The sequence below is a fragment of the Mucilaginibacter humi genome, assembly GCF_013087555.1.
In genome coordinates this window covers 11651-26901 of sequence record NZ_JABFCR010000045.1, presented here as the reverse complement: position 1 = coordinate 26901, position 15251 = coordinate 11651, and the positions used below count along the sequence as shown (strand labels likewise).

Genomic DNA, 15251 nt, shown 5'->3' with positions numbered 1-15251 from the left:
TACGCCGGATAGCGCAGGAGACAGCACCACTATATGGAATTAGGGAACACGATCGCCACCATCAGCGGATCGAGCTGTGCTTGGTCGCGAGAAACGCGCCTGGGACTCTCTGCAGACATTTCAACCCCGCGGGCCAAATGGCTGGTCCTGCCTGAACAAAGTCCAGGCGTTTATATTCACTGACCAAAGCAGCCTGTTTAAGCGTGATCTCTTTGATCCGCTGATAATTGGCGATGATCGATTTGATCTTCCCTAATTCCATATAGTAGTTGCTGTACAAAGTCCTTTGCTGTGCTGTCCAGCCGGATATCTCCGTCAGCCGGGTCTTTGACATCTCGTTTTCGATCACTTTTGAGCGTTTTGCAACCAGATCGTTTTGTTCTGCATCCGCTGCACTTTCAGATCAATAGCTTTGATCACCTTGGTGACGGTAAGCTTGATGACCTCGCCAATCACGAACTGCGCCCTAACCTGTTTTACCGGAGCGGCGATGATGACGAAGCTGATCAGCAATACCCAATAGATCCTGTAATTTTTCATAAAATCCCCTTTCCTTCAAAGCGAACATTCCGCCTCTAAATTCCCTACTTAATCTTCCTGTACTTTGAGCCGAATTGTAAGGCCGACTCTTCCGGTAGCCAGTATATTTGCCGTCCGAATGCTGTTTCCTGTAAAACCATTTTTTTAGCGTCATAGGAAGCTATCCATTCCTCCTGTTTGTATTCTCTCGGCAGTAATTTGCCGTCCCTAAGCCGGTTGAAACCGAAGTTCTTTTTTATTTGGTACATGCCTTCACCCGACCCGAAAACAGAAATGATCAGGGTATCGTCGGAAGTACCATATTCATCTTTAAGACTGGTGACATAAGTGCCTGTGAACCGTTGTTCATTTTGTCTGCCACATCCGCTGATCACGACCAACGCTATGGGTATGATCTAAATAATCTTGAAATTTTCATGATATTGAGTTTATGTTAAGCTGCTTTTTCTAATTCTTCCCTGACAATAGCCGCGATGGCCAGCCGGACACTGCCGAGTTTTTTGGTATAGGCCTGAACTTTCGCTTTTTCAGCTGACTCCGTGGTGTAGGTCCAGTATTCTTCCCGGCTCACTTCGGTACGGTAAACTTTGGAGAGCTGCCTGTTCAGGCTGATGAAAACTTCCTTGTATTTCAGGTTTTCATCGTTGTTGCGGTTCATGCTCATGATCAATGCCGTTTCCTTGTCGGTGATCCCCAACAGCTGCTGTATTTTTGGAAAATCGTTCTGGTACTTCCGCTGGTCCAGCAGGATCTTGCAGTCGCTGTTATTGATGATCGCCTGCTTGACCACCGGTGAACTGATGATGTCTTCGATGTCCTGGGTGACTACCAGCGCCTCACCGAAATATTTGCGGACCGTTTTGAAGAGGTACTTGATATATTCGGCCATGCCTTCCCCGGCAATCGCTTTCCAGGCTTCCTCGATCAGGATCATTTTACGGGTGTCTTTACTGAGCTTGCGCATTTTGGAAACGAAGGTCTCCATGATGATCAGCGTAACGACGGGGAATAAAATCGGGTGATCCTTGATATTGTCCAGTTCGAAGACGATAAAGCGCCTTTGCAACAAGTCGAGATTTTCCCCGGCATTCAGCAGGTAGGCATATTCACCACCCTTATAATAGGGCTTCAGTACAAACAGCATATTATCAATATCAAAACGGATATCTTTTACCTTCGACTGTTTCATCGTTTCATAAAAGTCACCGTTCAAAAATTCATAGAAGCTGTCGAAGCAGGGAAATATTCCCGGTTCTTTTTCAGTTTCTCATAGTAATGATATAAAGCATCGGATATCGCTACGTATTCCGACCGCTGTACGCCTTCGTCTTCTTTTTCCAAAGTGCGAGGATCATGGCTTTGATGCTTTCCTTTTTCTCCGTATCCAGATAATCTCCGTCCGGGATATAGAACGGATTGAAACTGATCGGCTCGTCTTCGGTATAAGTAAAATAATAGCCGCCGACAAATTCGCATAAGCCCCGGTAACTATGGCCGACATCAACAATAACCACGTGAGCGCCCTGTTCAAAATAACTGCGCAGCATGTGATTGGTAAAAAAGATTTGCCGCTGCCGGAAGGACCTAAAATAAACTTATTGCGGTTTGTCGTAATCCCCCGTCATCGGGTCATCGCTGATATCGACGTGTACCGGTTTCCCGGATAAGCGGTCACCCAAGCGGATTCCACAAGGGCTGATACTGGATTGGTAATTTGTTTCCGTGTTCAGGAAACAGGTCGCCTGCTCGACAAACGTATCAAACGTATCATTCATCGGAAAGGCCGCTTCATTGCCCGGCAGACCTGCCCACCAGATCTGCGCCGCCCCATCTGTTTCCTGTTTAGGCTGCGCATCCAGTTGTGCCAGTGCCGAACTCACCCTGTTTTTCAGGTTCTTTAAATCCGCCGGATCATCCGTCCGTGCCAGTATATTAAAATGGGCCTTAACCGGCAGGCGTTGCTGGCTGATGGCTTCATTCAGGAAGTCCTGGTGGCATCCCGGCCGATGGCATTTTCCCGCGAATAGGCCGACAGCGATTGTAAGCGGAGCTTCTTTGCTTCCAGTTTCTTGATGGTTTGCTGACTGTCACCTATGAAAATATACTGATTGTAGATATGATTACATTTCAACAACGTACCAATGGGTGTTGCAAACCCGGTACTGAATTTTGTTTTATCTGTACTGTATTTGTCGTAAGTGATCCGTGGCCCGCAAAGCGGCGGCAGGTCTTCGGCATCGCTTAGGGTATACAACTGGCAATGACTGTCGCCGATCCTGATCTCGTCATGAATGTGGATGTCTTTCAGCACCGGGGCTTCTGCTTGATTCAGCAGGAAGCAATACTGTTCCAACACCCCCGCCGCTGTAAAGTCCCGGCAAGTTCATCATCATTCAGCCTCGAAAGAGTAATCAATCCGCTATCCTCCAATACCCTTACAAACTGGCCCGCGCTATCCATAAAATCCCGGAAGAGCTCATCGCAGGTTGTTTGCGCCGGCACGATACGTTTACGCATCAGTGAGCTTACCGCGCTGGAATACTGTTTAAACTTAGCCGGTTTCTTGGTTAAATAAATGTGGCAATGATGATGCAGAAATGCGCGCTCATGAAAATAGCGTTCACTGGCATGGGCTAAAAATGTTTTAACCTGCTGGTGGCCGTCTTTAGCGAATACCGCTTCATACTGATCATTGACAAACCAATCCTGTTTATGAAAGACTGTGTTTTTGGGCAGCAGTTTCAATGCCTTGACGAGCACTTCATGAAAGGCAAGGTACTCGTCATTGGACAGCGTAAAAACTTCAGGCAGGATCACTTTGTAACCAATAGTCAGATCCCCCTGCGCCGAAACCATGGCGTCATGCTCAACCTTGTATACGGGGAACACTTGTTCTGCTTTGCTATAGGATGCCATATTTAATGTTTTAATCGTAAGAATAATTTGCGTGTGCTGAATTTCAAATGATTCGGCAGGTAACCCTTGGCCGCCTTTTTTCATCAGTCCGTGTTCACCGTATTTGTGGTTGAGGCGAAATACCTGATAGAATAATCCGCTACCCGTGCTGATAATGATCAGGATGCAGGCCATGACCGGTACCCCAAGAATATACATGACGGCGAAGCTGATGAGCAGTAATACCGTGCCGGCCGCGAGGTAGCCGATATACTGTGCTTTTAACCCTTTAAATTCTATGGGTTTATTGATGCCTTTGTTGATCTGGTACAGTGCCATGGTCAAAACTTGTTAAACTCCGAAAAATGATTTCAAGACTGTTGCTACTACGACCAGAAAAATGCAGCTGCCAAACCAACTTGAAGCAATTTTACCGGTATCGTGTTCACCGTCATTCCATTTCTTAAATACCTTGATTGCGCCGACAAGTCCCATGATGGCACCTATCGCGTACATCAGGCTGGTGCCGGTAGAGAAATAGCTTTTCACCCGGGTGGTAGCGGAAGTAATACCGGAATTGCCATCCTGGGCATAAAGCGTCAAACTGAACAACACCATGATCAGGGTGGTCACTAATTGTCTGAATAAGTTTCCTGTCCGTAGCAGGAAGTTTGATCTTTGAGCTTTCATAATGATTGAAATTTTATGGTTAATGAATATTTAGTTATGCGCGATTACTTTGCAAGTCAGCCAGCGTAACCGGAAATACTAACTTTTCTTTCGAGAGCGCGACTACGCGGTCAAAGACTGGGGCCAGATCTAAATCCGTATTAAACCGCTGGTAAGAACCGATCAGGATATGCAGCAGCGTCAAAAACTCCTGCTTATTGTCGATGTCTTTAAATGCTTCTACCAGCTCAGCCGTTTCCCGGATCAGGTCAACGGACGATCCATCAGCTGGCGGTGCCTGAGTTAAATCAGAGGACATAAATTCAGGATCATCGGGCACCGTTTCTGAAAACATAAGGTTCTGCGTATCGCTCACACTCACGCCGTTATCCGGCCTGGCTTCACCCATCACGCTGAACGTAGAGGAGCTGATTCCTGAAACAAGTTCAGGCGCAGCCTGTTTACCTTTAAAAAAGCAGCGATTTCGGTCTGATAATAGCGAAGGACTACATACAGGTAGTAAGTGACGGTGAGTATAACAACGGCAGCAAGGTAGTGCTGCCAGAAAATTGAAGACAACATAAGCTTTAATTTAAAAACCACCGCACCATGCGGTAATTCTGAAAGCAAAGGTTGGGGTACTTAAAATAAGTTTTTCATACCTATCACAGGAGGTAGGTGTTTTTTTTTTCTATTATTTGAATTCCATGCGCTGCTGTACCGAATTCCTTTTCAAAACCCTCCTCAATTTTTCGCAGCAAGGCCATTTTAAGTTTATCCAAAAAACGGTCTTATCCTTTTTCGGTTGGTTATGTCGGTATATTTATGGTAATAAGAACCCAGATCAATCTGAAAAGATCGCTGAAAAAATCGATCACCGGCCTTAGCGCGACCTGACCGTTATTAAATACCCCGAGCGCTACCAGCGCGTAGATAAGTTCGACCAGTCCGTTTTGTTATACGTCCAGAGCAGTTCCGGGTCAATTTCGTTTTCTGTCCCAAGCGGTTGTTCGGTATCCAATCTCAGCAGTTCCATGTTGAGGTAATCCTCGAATTTCTCATTGGCCATAAGCTTGGATAATTTATAATCATGCGTAGTAGAATACATTTCGTCCTCTTCAAAGTCTTCCAATTCGATATGCACGTCAAAATCGCCGCGCGTAAAATATTTCTGGTCCATATCCGATGTTCCCGCCCGGTAATATTGGTAAAATGATTGGTTGTGGTCAAAAAAGCGTTTCAGGTCTGCCAGTTCGTAGCTGATATATTCCCTGACCACGGCTTCGCCGCCAAGGGGCTTGTGCATCAGGTAATTATAGACATTGATGAAATAAATGTACTTGCTGTAAAATAGAGGCTTGATCTCTTTAAAAAGGTGATCTCTTCTTCGGTATTCTCGAAGGCGTAACTGGCGATGTAGTTCTTTAATTTCGCCATCGCTTTTTTACACACTTTAATCGATTCTTTCAACTGATCCGTCTGCGAGCCGCCGTTCAGCGTGATTTCATTCAACTGATTCTCCATAGCAGCAGCAATCCGGTCGGCGAAATTTTTCATAGCGGATAGGTTTAGGCGTTAGTTATCTTAACTTTTTGATCGGCATCCGCGAAGGCATTCAGCACCTTGTCCAAATGCGCGCGGGTATGGGTGGCCATGACATTCATCCTGATCCTGGCATTCTTGCGGGACACCGCCGGATACATGATCGGATTGGTATATACGCCGGCACGCAATAAAAGCTTGCCTGCTTCCAGTGTTTTCGGGATCTCGCCGACTTTTACCGGGATGACCGCTGAAGCTGTCGTGCCTACGTCGAAACCAAGACCGATCAGGCCATTTTTCAGGTAGGTGATATTTTCCCAAAGCCGGTCTTTCCACTGCGGCTCCTCGTCAACCAGTTCAATCGCCCGGATGATCCCGGTGATCGCCGGCGTGGCGGTGGTGGAGAACAGGTGCTGTTTGGATTGATATTTCAGGAAGTTGATGAGTTCCCGCGACCCGATGACATAGCCGCCGATATTGCCCAGCGCTTTACTGAATGTCCCGGTTATGATGTCCACCGGGTCAAAGAGGTCGTACATTTCGATCACGCCCCGGCCGGTATCGCCAACCACGCCGATTCCGTGCGCGTCGTCCACAACAAGGTAGGCCCCATAATGATGAGTGATCTCGGCGATCCGGTCCAGCATGGCGATATCCCCGTCCTGGCTGTAAACGCCATCAACGATAACAAATTTTGTCCGGTAGGCATCTTTCGCCTTGGCCAGATTTGTTCCGTGTGTTCGAGGTTATTGTGCAGGAACTGTTTGGTATTGGTCTTCAGGCAACCTTCATACACGCTGGCGTGTACGGCCATATCAATGATCGCCGTGTCCTGTTCATGCAACAGGCATTGCAGGGTTGCACTATTCGCTGTATAGCCGGTGGTATACAGGATCGCCTCCTCGGCCGCGGTAAAAGCTGCGATCTTCTTTTCCAGCATTTCATGATAGCTAAAATGACCGCCGATTGCCGGTGAAGCGCCTGAACCGGTCCCGAACTGCTCTATACCTTTTATCACCGCGGTTTTGATAGTCGGATGCTGGCTGAAACCGAGATAATCGTTTGACACCGTGCAGACCGACCTGGTCGGGGCCGTGTCGCCGGGGAGCATCAGGTCCATTTCCGGACCGACCGGACTACGGGATTCAATGCGATAGTTCAGGTGCCCGTTACTTTGGAGGAAATCAAGGTAGTACTGGAATTCTCCGGCGGTCTGAAAAGCATCCTGGCCGGGTATATTTTCAAAATCCTTGAAGCTGGCTTTGGTAAGATCAATAAGCATAGGTGATAGATTTAGACTTTAAACCTAACCTATAAAAAATGCAAAAGTGGTGACATGCAAATTATTCTTAACAATTAAGAAATAATTATTTCATCTGCCTGATGTCACCACGACCGGAAATAAAACCACTTTAATTTGCCGAATTCGCTATTGCGGGGATTTAAACCTAATGAGGGAGGTCTGCCAAGCATCCCGCAGTTGTCAATATATTAACTTAAAGTTATGGGCGCTGAATCGCTGATTTCCTATTTATCCACCATGGTCCGGCTTACCGAGAACTACCGGGAGGCCCTGCTGACTTCCGCTAAAAATGAGATCTACCAGCCACATCAGATCATCCATGCGGACGGTCAGCGCGAAAACAGGTTGTGGTTTCTCGAACAGGGGTTTGTCCGCAGCTATTATTTCGATCACACGGGCAGGGAACATACGCTGGCATTTTACGATAACAAAGAACTGGTTTTTTCCTATGAAGGTTTCTGGAATGAACCTTCAGACCGCTACCTCGAAGCGTTACAACCGTCGGTATTAGTTTCCCTGACTTATACGGAACTCCGGGAACACCTGCTGCTATTTAGTGAAGCTGTTGTCCTGAAGAATATTTTTGTGCGGCAATACGAACACCAGGAACGCTTCCGGAAAAGGTTACTGACCTGGAAAGCCGACGAGCGTTACCGGCAAACAAGAAAACTTCAGCCGGAACTGTTCCGGAAAGCCTCTGTGCGGCTGATCGCCAGCTACCTGAATATGACCCGCGAAAACCTCAGCAGGTTGATGGCGAAGAACCTATAGTCTCTTCCAAAAATTGTAAAATTCTTCCCTAAAAGCGGTGATTTAGATCACACCCGTGTCCATGAGCTTCACTATAATTTTATCTCATCATTTACCATTATGAGATATAGCCCAATACTTACTATTGCAGCATCGTTGCTGATCTTTCTGTTCGTTTACGCCGCGCTTAGCAAATTGGCCGATTTTAGTCTTTTCAAGGCAGAACTGGCAAGGCAGGTATTGCCAGTACCAATGAAGGCCATATTGGCCTGGACGCTGCCGGAAGCGGAATTGCTGACCGCCACCGCGCTTTATTTCAGGCCTACCCGTTATTGGGGGTTCTGCCTTGCCTTTATCCTGATGGCGGCTTTTACCATTTATACCGGCCTGGCCGTATTCCATTTTTTCCCACTGGTTCCCTGCTCCTGCGGTGGAGTGGTCCGTAAAATGAGCTGGCGCTTGCATTTGGTGTTCAACGTTTTCTTTTTGCTGTTGAGTAGTTTGGGGATTTACCCGGAGAGAAAGGAGGCAAAGCGGCAATAAGCGATCTACCGTGGCAATCATCGGGGACAAGGCATCCCGGTGAATGCGCAGGAAAGCCGAAACCTGTAAAGTGCAGGCAGTTAAATTGATCATCTTTAAAGTTTTTGGTGCTTTTTGATGTAACAAAGCACTTTTAAAAAATGAAAAAGCTTTTAATTCCTACAGCCGCAATCGTATTAGCAATTGCAGCAAGTGCATTTACCAATACCCATAAATACACTACTTACTTCTATCGTTATACTTCCAGTTCCTCGCCCCGGCTGATATTCAAAATATCAGTAATTACGTTCGCCGGGATCTGACCTGCGGGGATGGCGCCAATGTCTGCGGCGTATATCTCCCAACTGATAAGCCAACCGGTCAACAACCGGTGACCAGCGAATTTAATGCTGAACAATCCGCATTATGGTCTTCGCAGCAAAATGGCAGCCCGAGCGACAACAATATTGACATGAAAGAATAGTCAAATAAGAGCAGCGGTGCCAAAGACGGCACCCGCTGCTTATTTGATCAGGGGTTTTGTATGAGGCCACTGATGTTAACGGCATTCCTGTCCAGCTCAAAAGTATAGCGTAAACCGCCCGGCGGTAAGGTATACCGGGTCCCGGCAATATTACGGTAAAGGGTTTGGGCCGTTGCTGTCTCCTTATTCAGCCGCCGGAGATCCGTCCAGCGCAACGCCCGGTATAAGAGTTCCTTTCGCCTTTCTTGTAAAATCAGCACTAATGGCTGGCCTGTATTAGCGGTTGTAACCGGAACATAGGTTCCTGTTTTATAACGAGTAATCAATAGTGTATTCAGATCATTCAGGGCTGACTGCGCATTGCCGCTCCTCGCTGCTGCTTCCGCCCGGATCAGCAAAACCTCGTCGGTCGCACAGCCGGTGAATAGTGACGCGTTACTTAAACCGGTGTAGTTGCCTTTAAATGCCTTGCTTCCATTGGCATTGGATTTAAAGAAAACAGTTTTTCGCAGGTCATTGGGCGCATAAGACTGGAAGAGCATTGTATCGATGCGGGCCCTCGCTGTGGATAATGCCGCGGGCGGCGATGTCCGGGCGTCATAGATCACTTCATCGTTAAACTGCTTAAAGGGTATGGTTGAACTTGCCGTGACGGTATTATAGTCGATAAGTTTGTGATAGAGTTGCAGACAAGAATCCGCATATAAGCCGGCCTGATCATATTTGCGCATGGAAAGGTATACACGGGCCAGCATCGCATAGGCAGCAGGTTTGGAAGGCCGGTATTTTAACAGCGGGGATGCCGGAAGTAAAGGAACGGCAGCTTTCAGATCCGTGATGATGGCTGTATAGGTCGCTGCAATCGTCGAACGTACCGGAAGGTCAGCAATGTCGGACCTCAATCGCAGCGCGATGCCCAAATCGGTAACCGCTGTCTGCTCATCATAAGGAACGGCAAATAACTGCGCCAGTGCATAATGATAAGACCCTCTCAAAAATAACGCGCTTCCTTTTATTTCATTCATTTTCACCGGGTCGCTGCCGGACAATTTACCGAGGGTTTCCAGCATAATGTTCGCATAGAATATACTGTTGTAAGGGGCGGTGTAATCGCCGCCGATATCGTCGGTTTTCTGCCAGAGATAAAAATTCCGCTGCCGTTCAACCAGGCTGGAATAATCGGCGTCTGCGAGGTAATAGTTATCGGCACTCACCTCGGAGGCCGAGGGGTATTGCGCGTTCAGCACCGAATAATTATCCAGCATGCCTTCCGGGTCATCGATGGTAGAGGGCGTTGTTATTTTCTGGTCCGGTTTGGCGTCCGTGTATTTCTTACAGGCCGGTAAAGCAAGGACCATCAGCAGCAGCCCCAAAGTTAACCGGTAACGGGTGTGCTGGACTTTATATCGCTGAGTTAAGATTTTCATATCAAATAGTTTAATGGTTAAAGGTCAGTTTTCAGGCCAACGGAAAATGTACAAGGGGGCTTAACGGCGTACAGGATATCCGGGTCAATCCCCGATCTGTTCGCTTTCCAGACCAGCAGGTTTAGCTGACTGGCATAGCCATAGAACCGCACAGCCTTAAGACCCATTATGGAATGTTTGGGTATGAGGTCATAGCTTAGATAGACATCGTTCAGTTTGACATTATCCGCCCGTTCGACATTGATAGCCGCATAGTGATAAAAATTATCCCGCAAAGCGTTTGCCGGGTAAACCAGAGACGGTACGTTGGTAAACTTTTCGTCGCCCGGTTTCAGCCAGCGCTGATCATATTCCGAATATCCGGTGCCATAGGTAAATAAGGCGGTATAATTCAGCGTCGGCCGCCGGAAATAATAAGCTAACTTATAGGTGATGTTAACCGCCAAAGAAAAATGGTGCCAGTCAATCGTGTTCCTCAAGGTGCCGAAAAAAGGCGGCAGAGCCGGGCCGCTGACGACCTGTTGTTGTATCGGATTCTTGGCTATGGCCTGGTAATCCTTGCTCGGCTGTCCATTCACGTAGCCCATCGGATCACCAGTCTGCGGATCCAGCCCGGCCCATTGGTAGCTGGCAATTTCGTAGGGATTATAACCGACCACCGGGAAGATATAAGTCCCGTCGCTTACCAGACCATCCGCTGAAGGCGGGTTAAGATTTTTTGAAACTTTATAGGCTACGTAATTGAACAATAGCGTAGTCCGCCATTTGATCCCGCTGTTGACGTTCAGCGTATTCAGTACCACATCTAAGCCTTTTGAATCAATTGCCGCCGAGTTTTGCAGGGCGCCGGTCATCCCGACCGTGGGATCAAGGATCACGTTGTTGATCAGATCGGTGGAATTTTTTTATAAAGATCAATGGACCCTGTTAGCCTGCTATTTACAGTTCCGAAATCAAAGCCGGCGTTCCGTGGTCTTTACCTGTTCCCAGCGCAGGTAGGGATCCGGCGGCGAGAGGATGCCCACCGAAGTCAGATTGATCGGTGAACGTGAAGGATCGTTATACTGGATCTTGGTTAACGCCGAAGCGGTCAGTGACAAGTTGCCGCTTTCGCCATAGGTCAGGCGCAGATTCAGTTGCGGTAACCAATTCACTTTATAGAACGGTTCCCCGGTCGATCCGCCATAAAAATCCGGCTGACCAGAGCGGTACCCATTTCTGATTGGTGTTGACGCCAAAGATATTCGAAGCATCACGCCTGGCACTGCCGGACAGCGTATATCTCCGGTCGTAGGTGTAAGCCGCATTGGCATAGACCGAAACAAAACGGTTCGTCAATTGATCCACACTGTTGCCATAAGGGATATAGCTGTTCCCGTAAATGCCGTCGAAGGTCGGATAAATATTGGTGTAATCGACACCGACGGTCGTAGCCGTATTGGCATCATAGCCGTATAATTTACCCGTAGTGATGTGGCTCTGCGTTTCCCGGACCTCTGCACCGGCAATGGCCGAAAGCTCGTGTTTGTCCCCCCCAGAATTATTGATATCAAGCTGCCCCCTTACAGACTGCGCCTTATTCACCACGTCGCGCGTGTCCAGTATGCCGCCTTTAGGTATCCTATAATTTATCCCGGTAGCAGTCAGTTGGCTGAACCTGTTGATCAGGTCACGGGTATAAAACGCAGCCAGGTTATTGTTTGTCGTCGCGTTGTTCCACGATTGCTGATACTGGTATTTCAGATCAGCGCTGAGCCAGTCAGCAATTTGTAGGCTGTACCGGCATTGAATAAGATGTCATTAGCCGTACTGGTATTGTCATTGTTGGCCAATTCCTGTAAGGGCCGGTATTTCCAGTCGAGCAATTTGCCATGGCCTGCCGTGTCGGTATACTGCCCGCGGTAGAAAACGTCGACCGCAGCCGGTGAGCCATCAGGATTAACCAGCCTGGCATATGGAGAAATATTACCCGTAAAACTATAATTGCCATATCCGCCGGGGCTATTGTCGGTTGAACTATTATGGGCGAGGATGATATCCGTTTGCAGCTGCCACTTTTTGGTCAGGTCGATGCTATTATTGGAGCGTACAGTGATCCGCTGGTTGCCGTTCCCATTCAAATTAGTCAGGTTTTTATCATAGCCTGCCGAAAAGAGGTAACGGCTGTGGTTCCCGGAGCCCGCCAGGTTCAGGGAATATTGCTGCACCGCTGCAGGCCGATATAAGTATTGCCTCATATCGTTACGTACATCCTGCCCGGCAAGCCGGTTAATTTGCCCATCGGCCTGGGCCTGCGTCAAGGTTCCGTCTTTTTGCTGCTGTAAGATTTCCACCACCCCGGAAATTGGCGGGTGCGTCGGATCAGTGAATAAATTAGCATAGTTGCCCTGCGCGAACAGGTATTTTTCCAATCCGATAAAACTCCCGACGGATAACTGGTTCGCCGAAAACAGGTCCGGCTTAGGCGATAAGGTCAGATTAGCATTAACGGAAACCCTGAGCGACTGGCCCGGTTTCGCTTTTTTGGTCGTGATAACAATTACGCCATTACCGGCACGCGCTCCCCAAATTGATGCTGCTGCGGCATCTTTAAGGACAGTTACGTTTTCGATATCATTCGGGTTGATATTGTTGACGTCACCCGCATAGGGAAATTATCCAGTACAATGAGCGGCTGGGCGGCATCGTAATTCAGCGTGCTAAGTCCCCTGATCTGCAATGTGCTTTGATTCGGGTTACGGTTATCAACCAAAAGGCTGCTGGTTAAACCATTCAAACGGCTGAGGATATCCCCGCTGACCCGCTGATTCAAGACCTGGTTATCCAGCTTATAAAAGGAGCCGGTGGCCCTCTCTCTGGGAATATCCTGGTAGCCGGTACTGACCACCACTTCGTTCAGTTCGCTGATCAGCGGTTCCATTTGAATTTGTAGCGGCAGCAGCGTAGCGTAACTGACCGGCATTCGAATGGGCTTATAACCGACACAGGTGATCCGGAGTGTATCAGGCGATTGCCGTAAGGCAAGGCTAAAATAGCCGCTTGTATCCGTGACGGTGGATGTGCGGCCGCCCGAAAATACCGGGGTTACCCCGGAGAGCGGCAGGCCGGTTATGGAACTGACCTTTCCATGAACCAGTTTAACCCGGGCAAAAGTGTGCCGGGGAAACAGGATCAGGGAGATCAATAGTAATGGGTAATATTTAAATTTCATTGGTGATTGTTTAGGGTTAAAAAAATGTTAACGCACTTTATCTGACTTGACAGGAAGATCGACATGGCCGTACCGGACAAGGTGATCCACGTTCGCCCCGGTTACCTCTTTTTTACCGGTAATAGCCACCACCACTCCCTGTTGATTGATCCAGACATAGTGAGGTAAAGCCGTGAACCGGAAGTAACTGCTGCAAGCGGTATCCTGGATGGCCACGGGCAAATTGGGTTTGATACCGATCCTTTTGAATAGCGCTTTGATCTGACCGAGGTCATCACCTGTCTTTTTACAATTGACAAGGAATACCTGCAACCGGCCGTCAAATTGCCTTTGCAGGGAATCCATATGCGGTAACCCGTTAATGCAGTTACTGCACCAGGTCGCCCAGAAGTCAAGCAATATGGCCCTGCCTTTAAAATCAGCCAGTTTAGCCGTGGTAGTCTTGTAATAAAGTAAATTAGTAAGCGTAATATCAGGGACGCGATCACCGATCTTAAGCGGGGCCGCAGCTGTAGGTTGCTGTGCTACTCCCCGAAAATTAAGGCAAAGCGATGCCATTACGATGCAAGTCGTTATTTTTTTCATGAGCATTTAGTTAGTTAAGCGTAAAAAATAAAGGAAGAAACGGCAACCCGAAAAAAACTATTAACTGACACACGGGCTGCCGTCCGGGGGAAATCATTCAGGCGGACAAATGACCAATAGCCAGATACTTGATTTACTTGTCTTCATGATCGGTTTTGATTTGATTTTCAGACAAGGCTTGCAATACCTATGCTTAATGGAACGGCTAATAATTCTATGTATCTCAAAGAGATATTGCAATGACTTTCTTCCTAAAACTGAAAATTGTTTTTAAATTCTAAACAAGTATATAGAAATTCTATCTAAATTCATAAAATTTATTTCATTTATTTAAACAAGTGTACATTAATTCTAAATAAGTGTAACGCATTTAGAAACTAATGACAGACTTAGGATTATTTTTATCAAAACGTTCTGTTAATAAAGCGGAAATTTCAAGAAAAACTGGAATAAGTAAGTCAAGGATAACTCAGTTGTCGAATAATTCAACAACGAAACTTACAGTAGAGGAACTTTACAAAATTGCGCTATCAATAAATATCAACCCGTGTGATTTATTGCAAGACATATGTAAAGATATTACTCTTCCAACCCAATAATCGAACGATATATCAGGTAAGAGTTATTGTTAATTTTTTTGATTTATTGGCTGTTAGATTTCTAAAACACTGTCTCAGTTATAATCTTCAATCTTTAAAAGCCCAGCCTACGATCTCTTCTATGGCCGTCAACATTTCATTTTGACCCTCCTGAGTGCTTATATCCAGATCACAGAACATGCCGCCGTTAAACTGGGTATGTAAAATAGTATAATAGATACCGCCGACGAGTAAAGCTGCAATTGCCCTGAAGTTAACTTTCTTGTCTTTGAAATGAGGGTCTGTCATTTCCAGCATAGCCTGGCCGTTGCTTTCCCGGGCGTTATGTATACTTTTCATTAACGGACTGTTAGCTGAAATTTCCCAAAGGATAAGCCTTTGCATTTCCCGCTCACTTAAGAAATATTTGTATTGATTTTTGAGCACTTCAGTAATCAACCCCTGAAGTGTGGAGGGCGCTTCCGCATCCACCGCTTCCTGAATTTTCTTTGAAAATGTGAGCCAGTAATCATTTTCGACAACATAGGTCTCAATCAGGTGATTGACGTTACCGAAGTAACGGTATATCAGTTTTTGCTCACGCCGGCCTGTTTTGCAATACGGTTTACGCCCAGACCATCGTATCCCTCGCTCTTCAATACTTGTCCAACGGCCTCGACCAATTTACGTTTGGTCAGTTCCTTGTTTTTAATATCGTCAATCATAGCCTTAGTTATATTATACG

The 15251-nt window shown here is 47.0% G+C and carries 21 protein-coding genes and 4 pseudogenes; 3 read left to right on the top strand and 22 right to left on the bottom strand.

Annotation, left to right across the window (positions count from 1 at the left end):
* Positions 1-61: 61 nt before the first annotated feature.
* From HK413_RS10225 to HK413_RS21200, 11 genes and pseudogenes are all read right to left on the bottom strand, one after another.
* On the bottom strand, positions 62-349 hold the full coding sequence (locus HK413_RS10225) for a hypothetical protein (RefSeq protein WP_175270105.1): 288 nt from the start codon (positions 347-349) through the stop codon (positions 62-64).
* The gene (locus HK413_RS10220; RefSeq protein WP_175270104.1) at positions 346-540 is read right to left on the bottom strand and encodes a hypothetical protein; all 195 of its coding nucleotides are present in this window, start codon (positions 538-540) and stop codon (positions 346-348) included. The genes HK413_RS10225 and HK413_RS10220 overlap by 4 nt, the downstream gene beginning before the upstream one ends.
* Before the next feature lie 44 nt (positions 541-584).
* Entirely contained in the window at positions 585-914 is a 330-nt protein-coding gene (locus tag HK413_RS10215) for a hypothetical protein (protein WP_175270103.1), read from the bottom strand.
* Positions 915-973: 59 nt separating this feature from the next.
* Positions 974-3456: pseudogene (locus HK413_RS10210) on the bottom strand (TraG family conjugative transposon ATPase).
* Positions 3457-3588: 132 nt separating this feature from the next.
* Positions 3589-3774: pseudogene (locus HK413_RS21205) on the bottom strand (DUF4133 domain-containing protein); the annotation flags it as partial.
* A 12-nt stretch (positions 3775-3786) separates the two neighbouring features.
* Entirely contained in the window at positions 3787-4068 is a 282-nt protein-coding gene (locus tag HK413_RS10200) for a DUF4134 domain-containing protein (RefSeq protein ID WP_394353163.1), read from the bottom strand.
* Between the two features lie 91 nt (positions 4069-4159).
* Positions 4160-4516: a hypothetical protein gene (locus tag HK413_RS10195; protein ID WP_175270101.1), complete on the bottom strand. Its 357-nt coding sequence runs from the start codon at positions 4514-4516 to the stop codon at positions 4160-4162.
* 362 nt (positions 4517-4878) lie between these two features.
* Positions 4879-5431 (bottom strand): annotated as a pseudogene (locus tag HK413_RS10185) (RteC domain-containing protein).
* A complete protein-coding gene (locus HK413_RS15345) occupies positions 5410-5661 on the bottom strand; it encodes a hypothetical protein (protein WP_217452224.1) in 252 nt (83 codons plus the stop codon). Before HK413_RS15345 ends, HK413_RS10185 begins: the two are co-directional and overlap by 22 nt.
* Before the next feature lie 11 nt (positions 5662-5672).
* On the bottom strand, positions 5673-6299 hold the full coding sequence (locus HK413_RS19895; RefSeq protein ID WP_317169465.1) for an aminotransferase class I/II-fold pyridoxal phosphate-dependent enzyme: 627 nt from the start codon (positions 6297-6299) through the stop codon (positions 5673-5675).
* Entirely contained in the window at positions 6191-6664 is a 474-nt protein-coding gene (locus HK413_RS21200) for an aminotransferase class I/II-fold pyridoxal phosphate-dependent enzyme (protein WP_317169463.1), read from the bottom strand. The genes HK413_RS19895 and HK413_RS21200 overlap by 109 nt, the downstream gene beginning before the upstream one ends.
* A gap of 486 nt (positions 6665-7150) precedes the next feature.
* Between HK413_RS21200 and HK413_RS10175 the strand changes: the two genes are divergently transcribed.
* Together HK413_RS10175 and HK413_RS10170 are read left to right on the top strand one after the other, a co-directional pair.
* Positions 7151-7720, top strand: a complete 570-nt coding sequence (locus HK413_RS10175) for a Crp/Fnr family transcriptional regulator (RefSeq protein ID WP_175270100.1) — start codon at positions 7151-7153, stop codon at positions 7718-7720.
* Between the two features lie 99 nt (positions 7721-7819).
* Entirely contained in the window at positions 7820-8242 is a 423-nt protein-coding gene (locus HK413_RS10170) for a MauE/DoxX family redox-associated membrane protein (protein ID WP_175270099.1), read from the top strand.
* Positions 8243-8477: 235 nt separating this feature from the next.
* Here the strand turns inward: HK413_RS10170 and HK413_RS19885 are convergent, their stop codons facing one another.
* The 9 genes and pseudogenes from HK413_RS19885 to HK413_RS10135 all read right to left on the bottom strand — a co-directional run bounded on the left by HK413_RS19885 (position 8478) and on the right by HK413_RS10135 (position 13928).
* Positions 8478-8606: a hypothetical protein gene (locus tag HK413_RS19885; RefSeq protein WP_262886866.1), complete on the bottom strand. Its 129-nt coding sequence runs from the start codon at positions 8604-8606 to the stop codon at positions 8478-8480.
* 146 nt (positions 8607-8752) lie between these two features.
* Positions 8753-10132 (bottom strand): RagB/SusD family nutrient uptake outer membrane protein, encoded by a 1380-nt coding sequence (locus tag HK413_RS10165; protein WP_175270098.1) that lies wholly within the window; start codon positions 10130-10132, stop codon positions 8753-8755.
* Between the two features lie 17 nt (positions 10133-10149).
* A complete protein-coding gene (locus tag HK413_RS10160; RefSeq protein ID WP_175270097.1) occupies positions 10150-11010 on the bottom strand; it encodes a hypothetical protein in 861 nt (286 codons plus the stop codon).
* Positions 11011-11085: 75 nt separating this feature from the next.
* Positions 11086-11286 (bottom strand): hypothetical protein, encoded by a 201-nt coding sequence (locus HK413_RS10155; protein ID WP_175270096.1) that lies wholly within the window; start codon positions 11284-11286, stop codon positions 11086-11088.
* A 1-nt stretch (position 11287) separates the two neighbouring features.
* Positions 11288-11716, bottom strand: a complete 429-nt coding sequence (locus tag HK413_RS10150; RefSeq protein ID WP_394353162.1) for a TonB-dependent receptor domain-containing protein — start codon at positions 11714-11716, stop codon at positions 11288-11290.
* Between the two features lie 155 nt (positions 11717-11871).
* Positions 11872-12543, bottom strand: a complete 672-nt coding sequence (locus HK413_RS10145; protein WP_246230236.1) for a hypothetical protein — start codon at positions 12541-12543, stop codon at positions 11872-11874.
* Between the two features lie 153 nt (positions 12544-12696).
* Positions 12697-12744: pseudogene (locus tag HK413_RS22240) on the bottom strand (hypothetical protein); the annotation flags it as partial.
* Positions 12732-13343 carry a carboxypeptidase-like regulatory domain-containing protein gene (locus HK413_RS10140; protein ID WP_175270095.1) on the bottom strand — a complete coding sequence of 204 codons (612 nt, stop codon included), beginning with the start codon at positions 13341-13343 and terminating at the stop codon, positions 12732-12734. The gene HK413_RS10140 and the pseudogene HK413_RS22240, both read right to left, overlap by 13 nt.
* Positions 13344-13370: 27 nt before the next feature.
* Positions 13371-13928, bottom strand: coding sequence for a TlpA family protein disulfide reductase (locus HK413_RS10135; protein ID WP_217452223.1), 558 nt, complete (start codon positions 13926-13928; stop codon positions 13371-13373).
* Between the two features lie 380 nt (positions 13929-14308).
* On the opposite strand from HK413_RS10135, the gene HK413_RS10130 reads away from it, so the two are divergent.
* A complete protein-coding gene (locus tag HK413_RS10130; protein WP_175270093.1) occupies positions 14309-14527 on the top strand; it encodes a helix-turn-helix domain-containing protein in 219 nt (72 codons plus the stop codon).
* An 87-nt stretch (positions 14528-14614) separates the two neighbouring features.
* Here the strand turns inward: HK413_RS10130 and HK413_RS10125 are convergent, their stop codons facing one another.
* On the bottom strand, positions 14615-14998 hold the full coding sequence (locus tag HK413_RS10125; RefSeq protein WP_175270092.1) for a hypothetical protein: 384 nt from the start codon (positions 14996-14998) through the stop codon (positions 14615-14617).
* A gap of 95 nt (positions 14999-15093) precedes the next feature.
* Positions 15094-15231, bottom strand: coding sequence for a TetR/AcrR family transcriptional regulator (locus HK413_RS10120; RefSeq protein ID WP_175270091.1), 138 nt, complete (start codon positions 15229-15231; stop codon positions 15094-15096).
* Positions 15232-15251 lie beyond the last annotated feature (20 nt).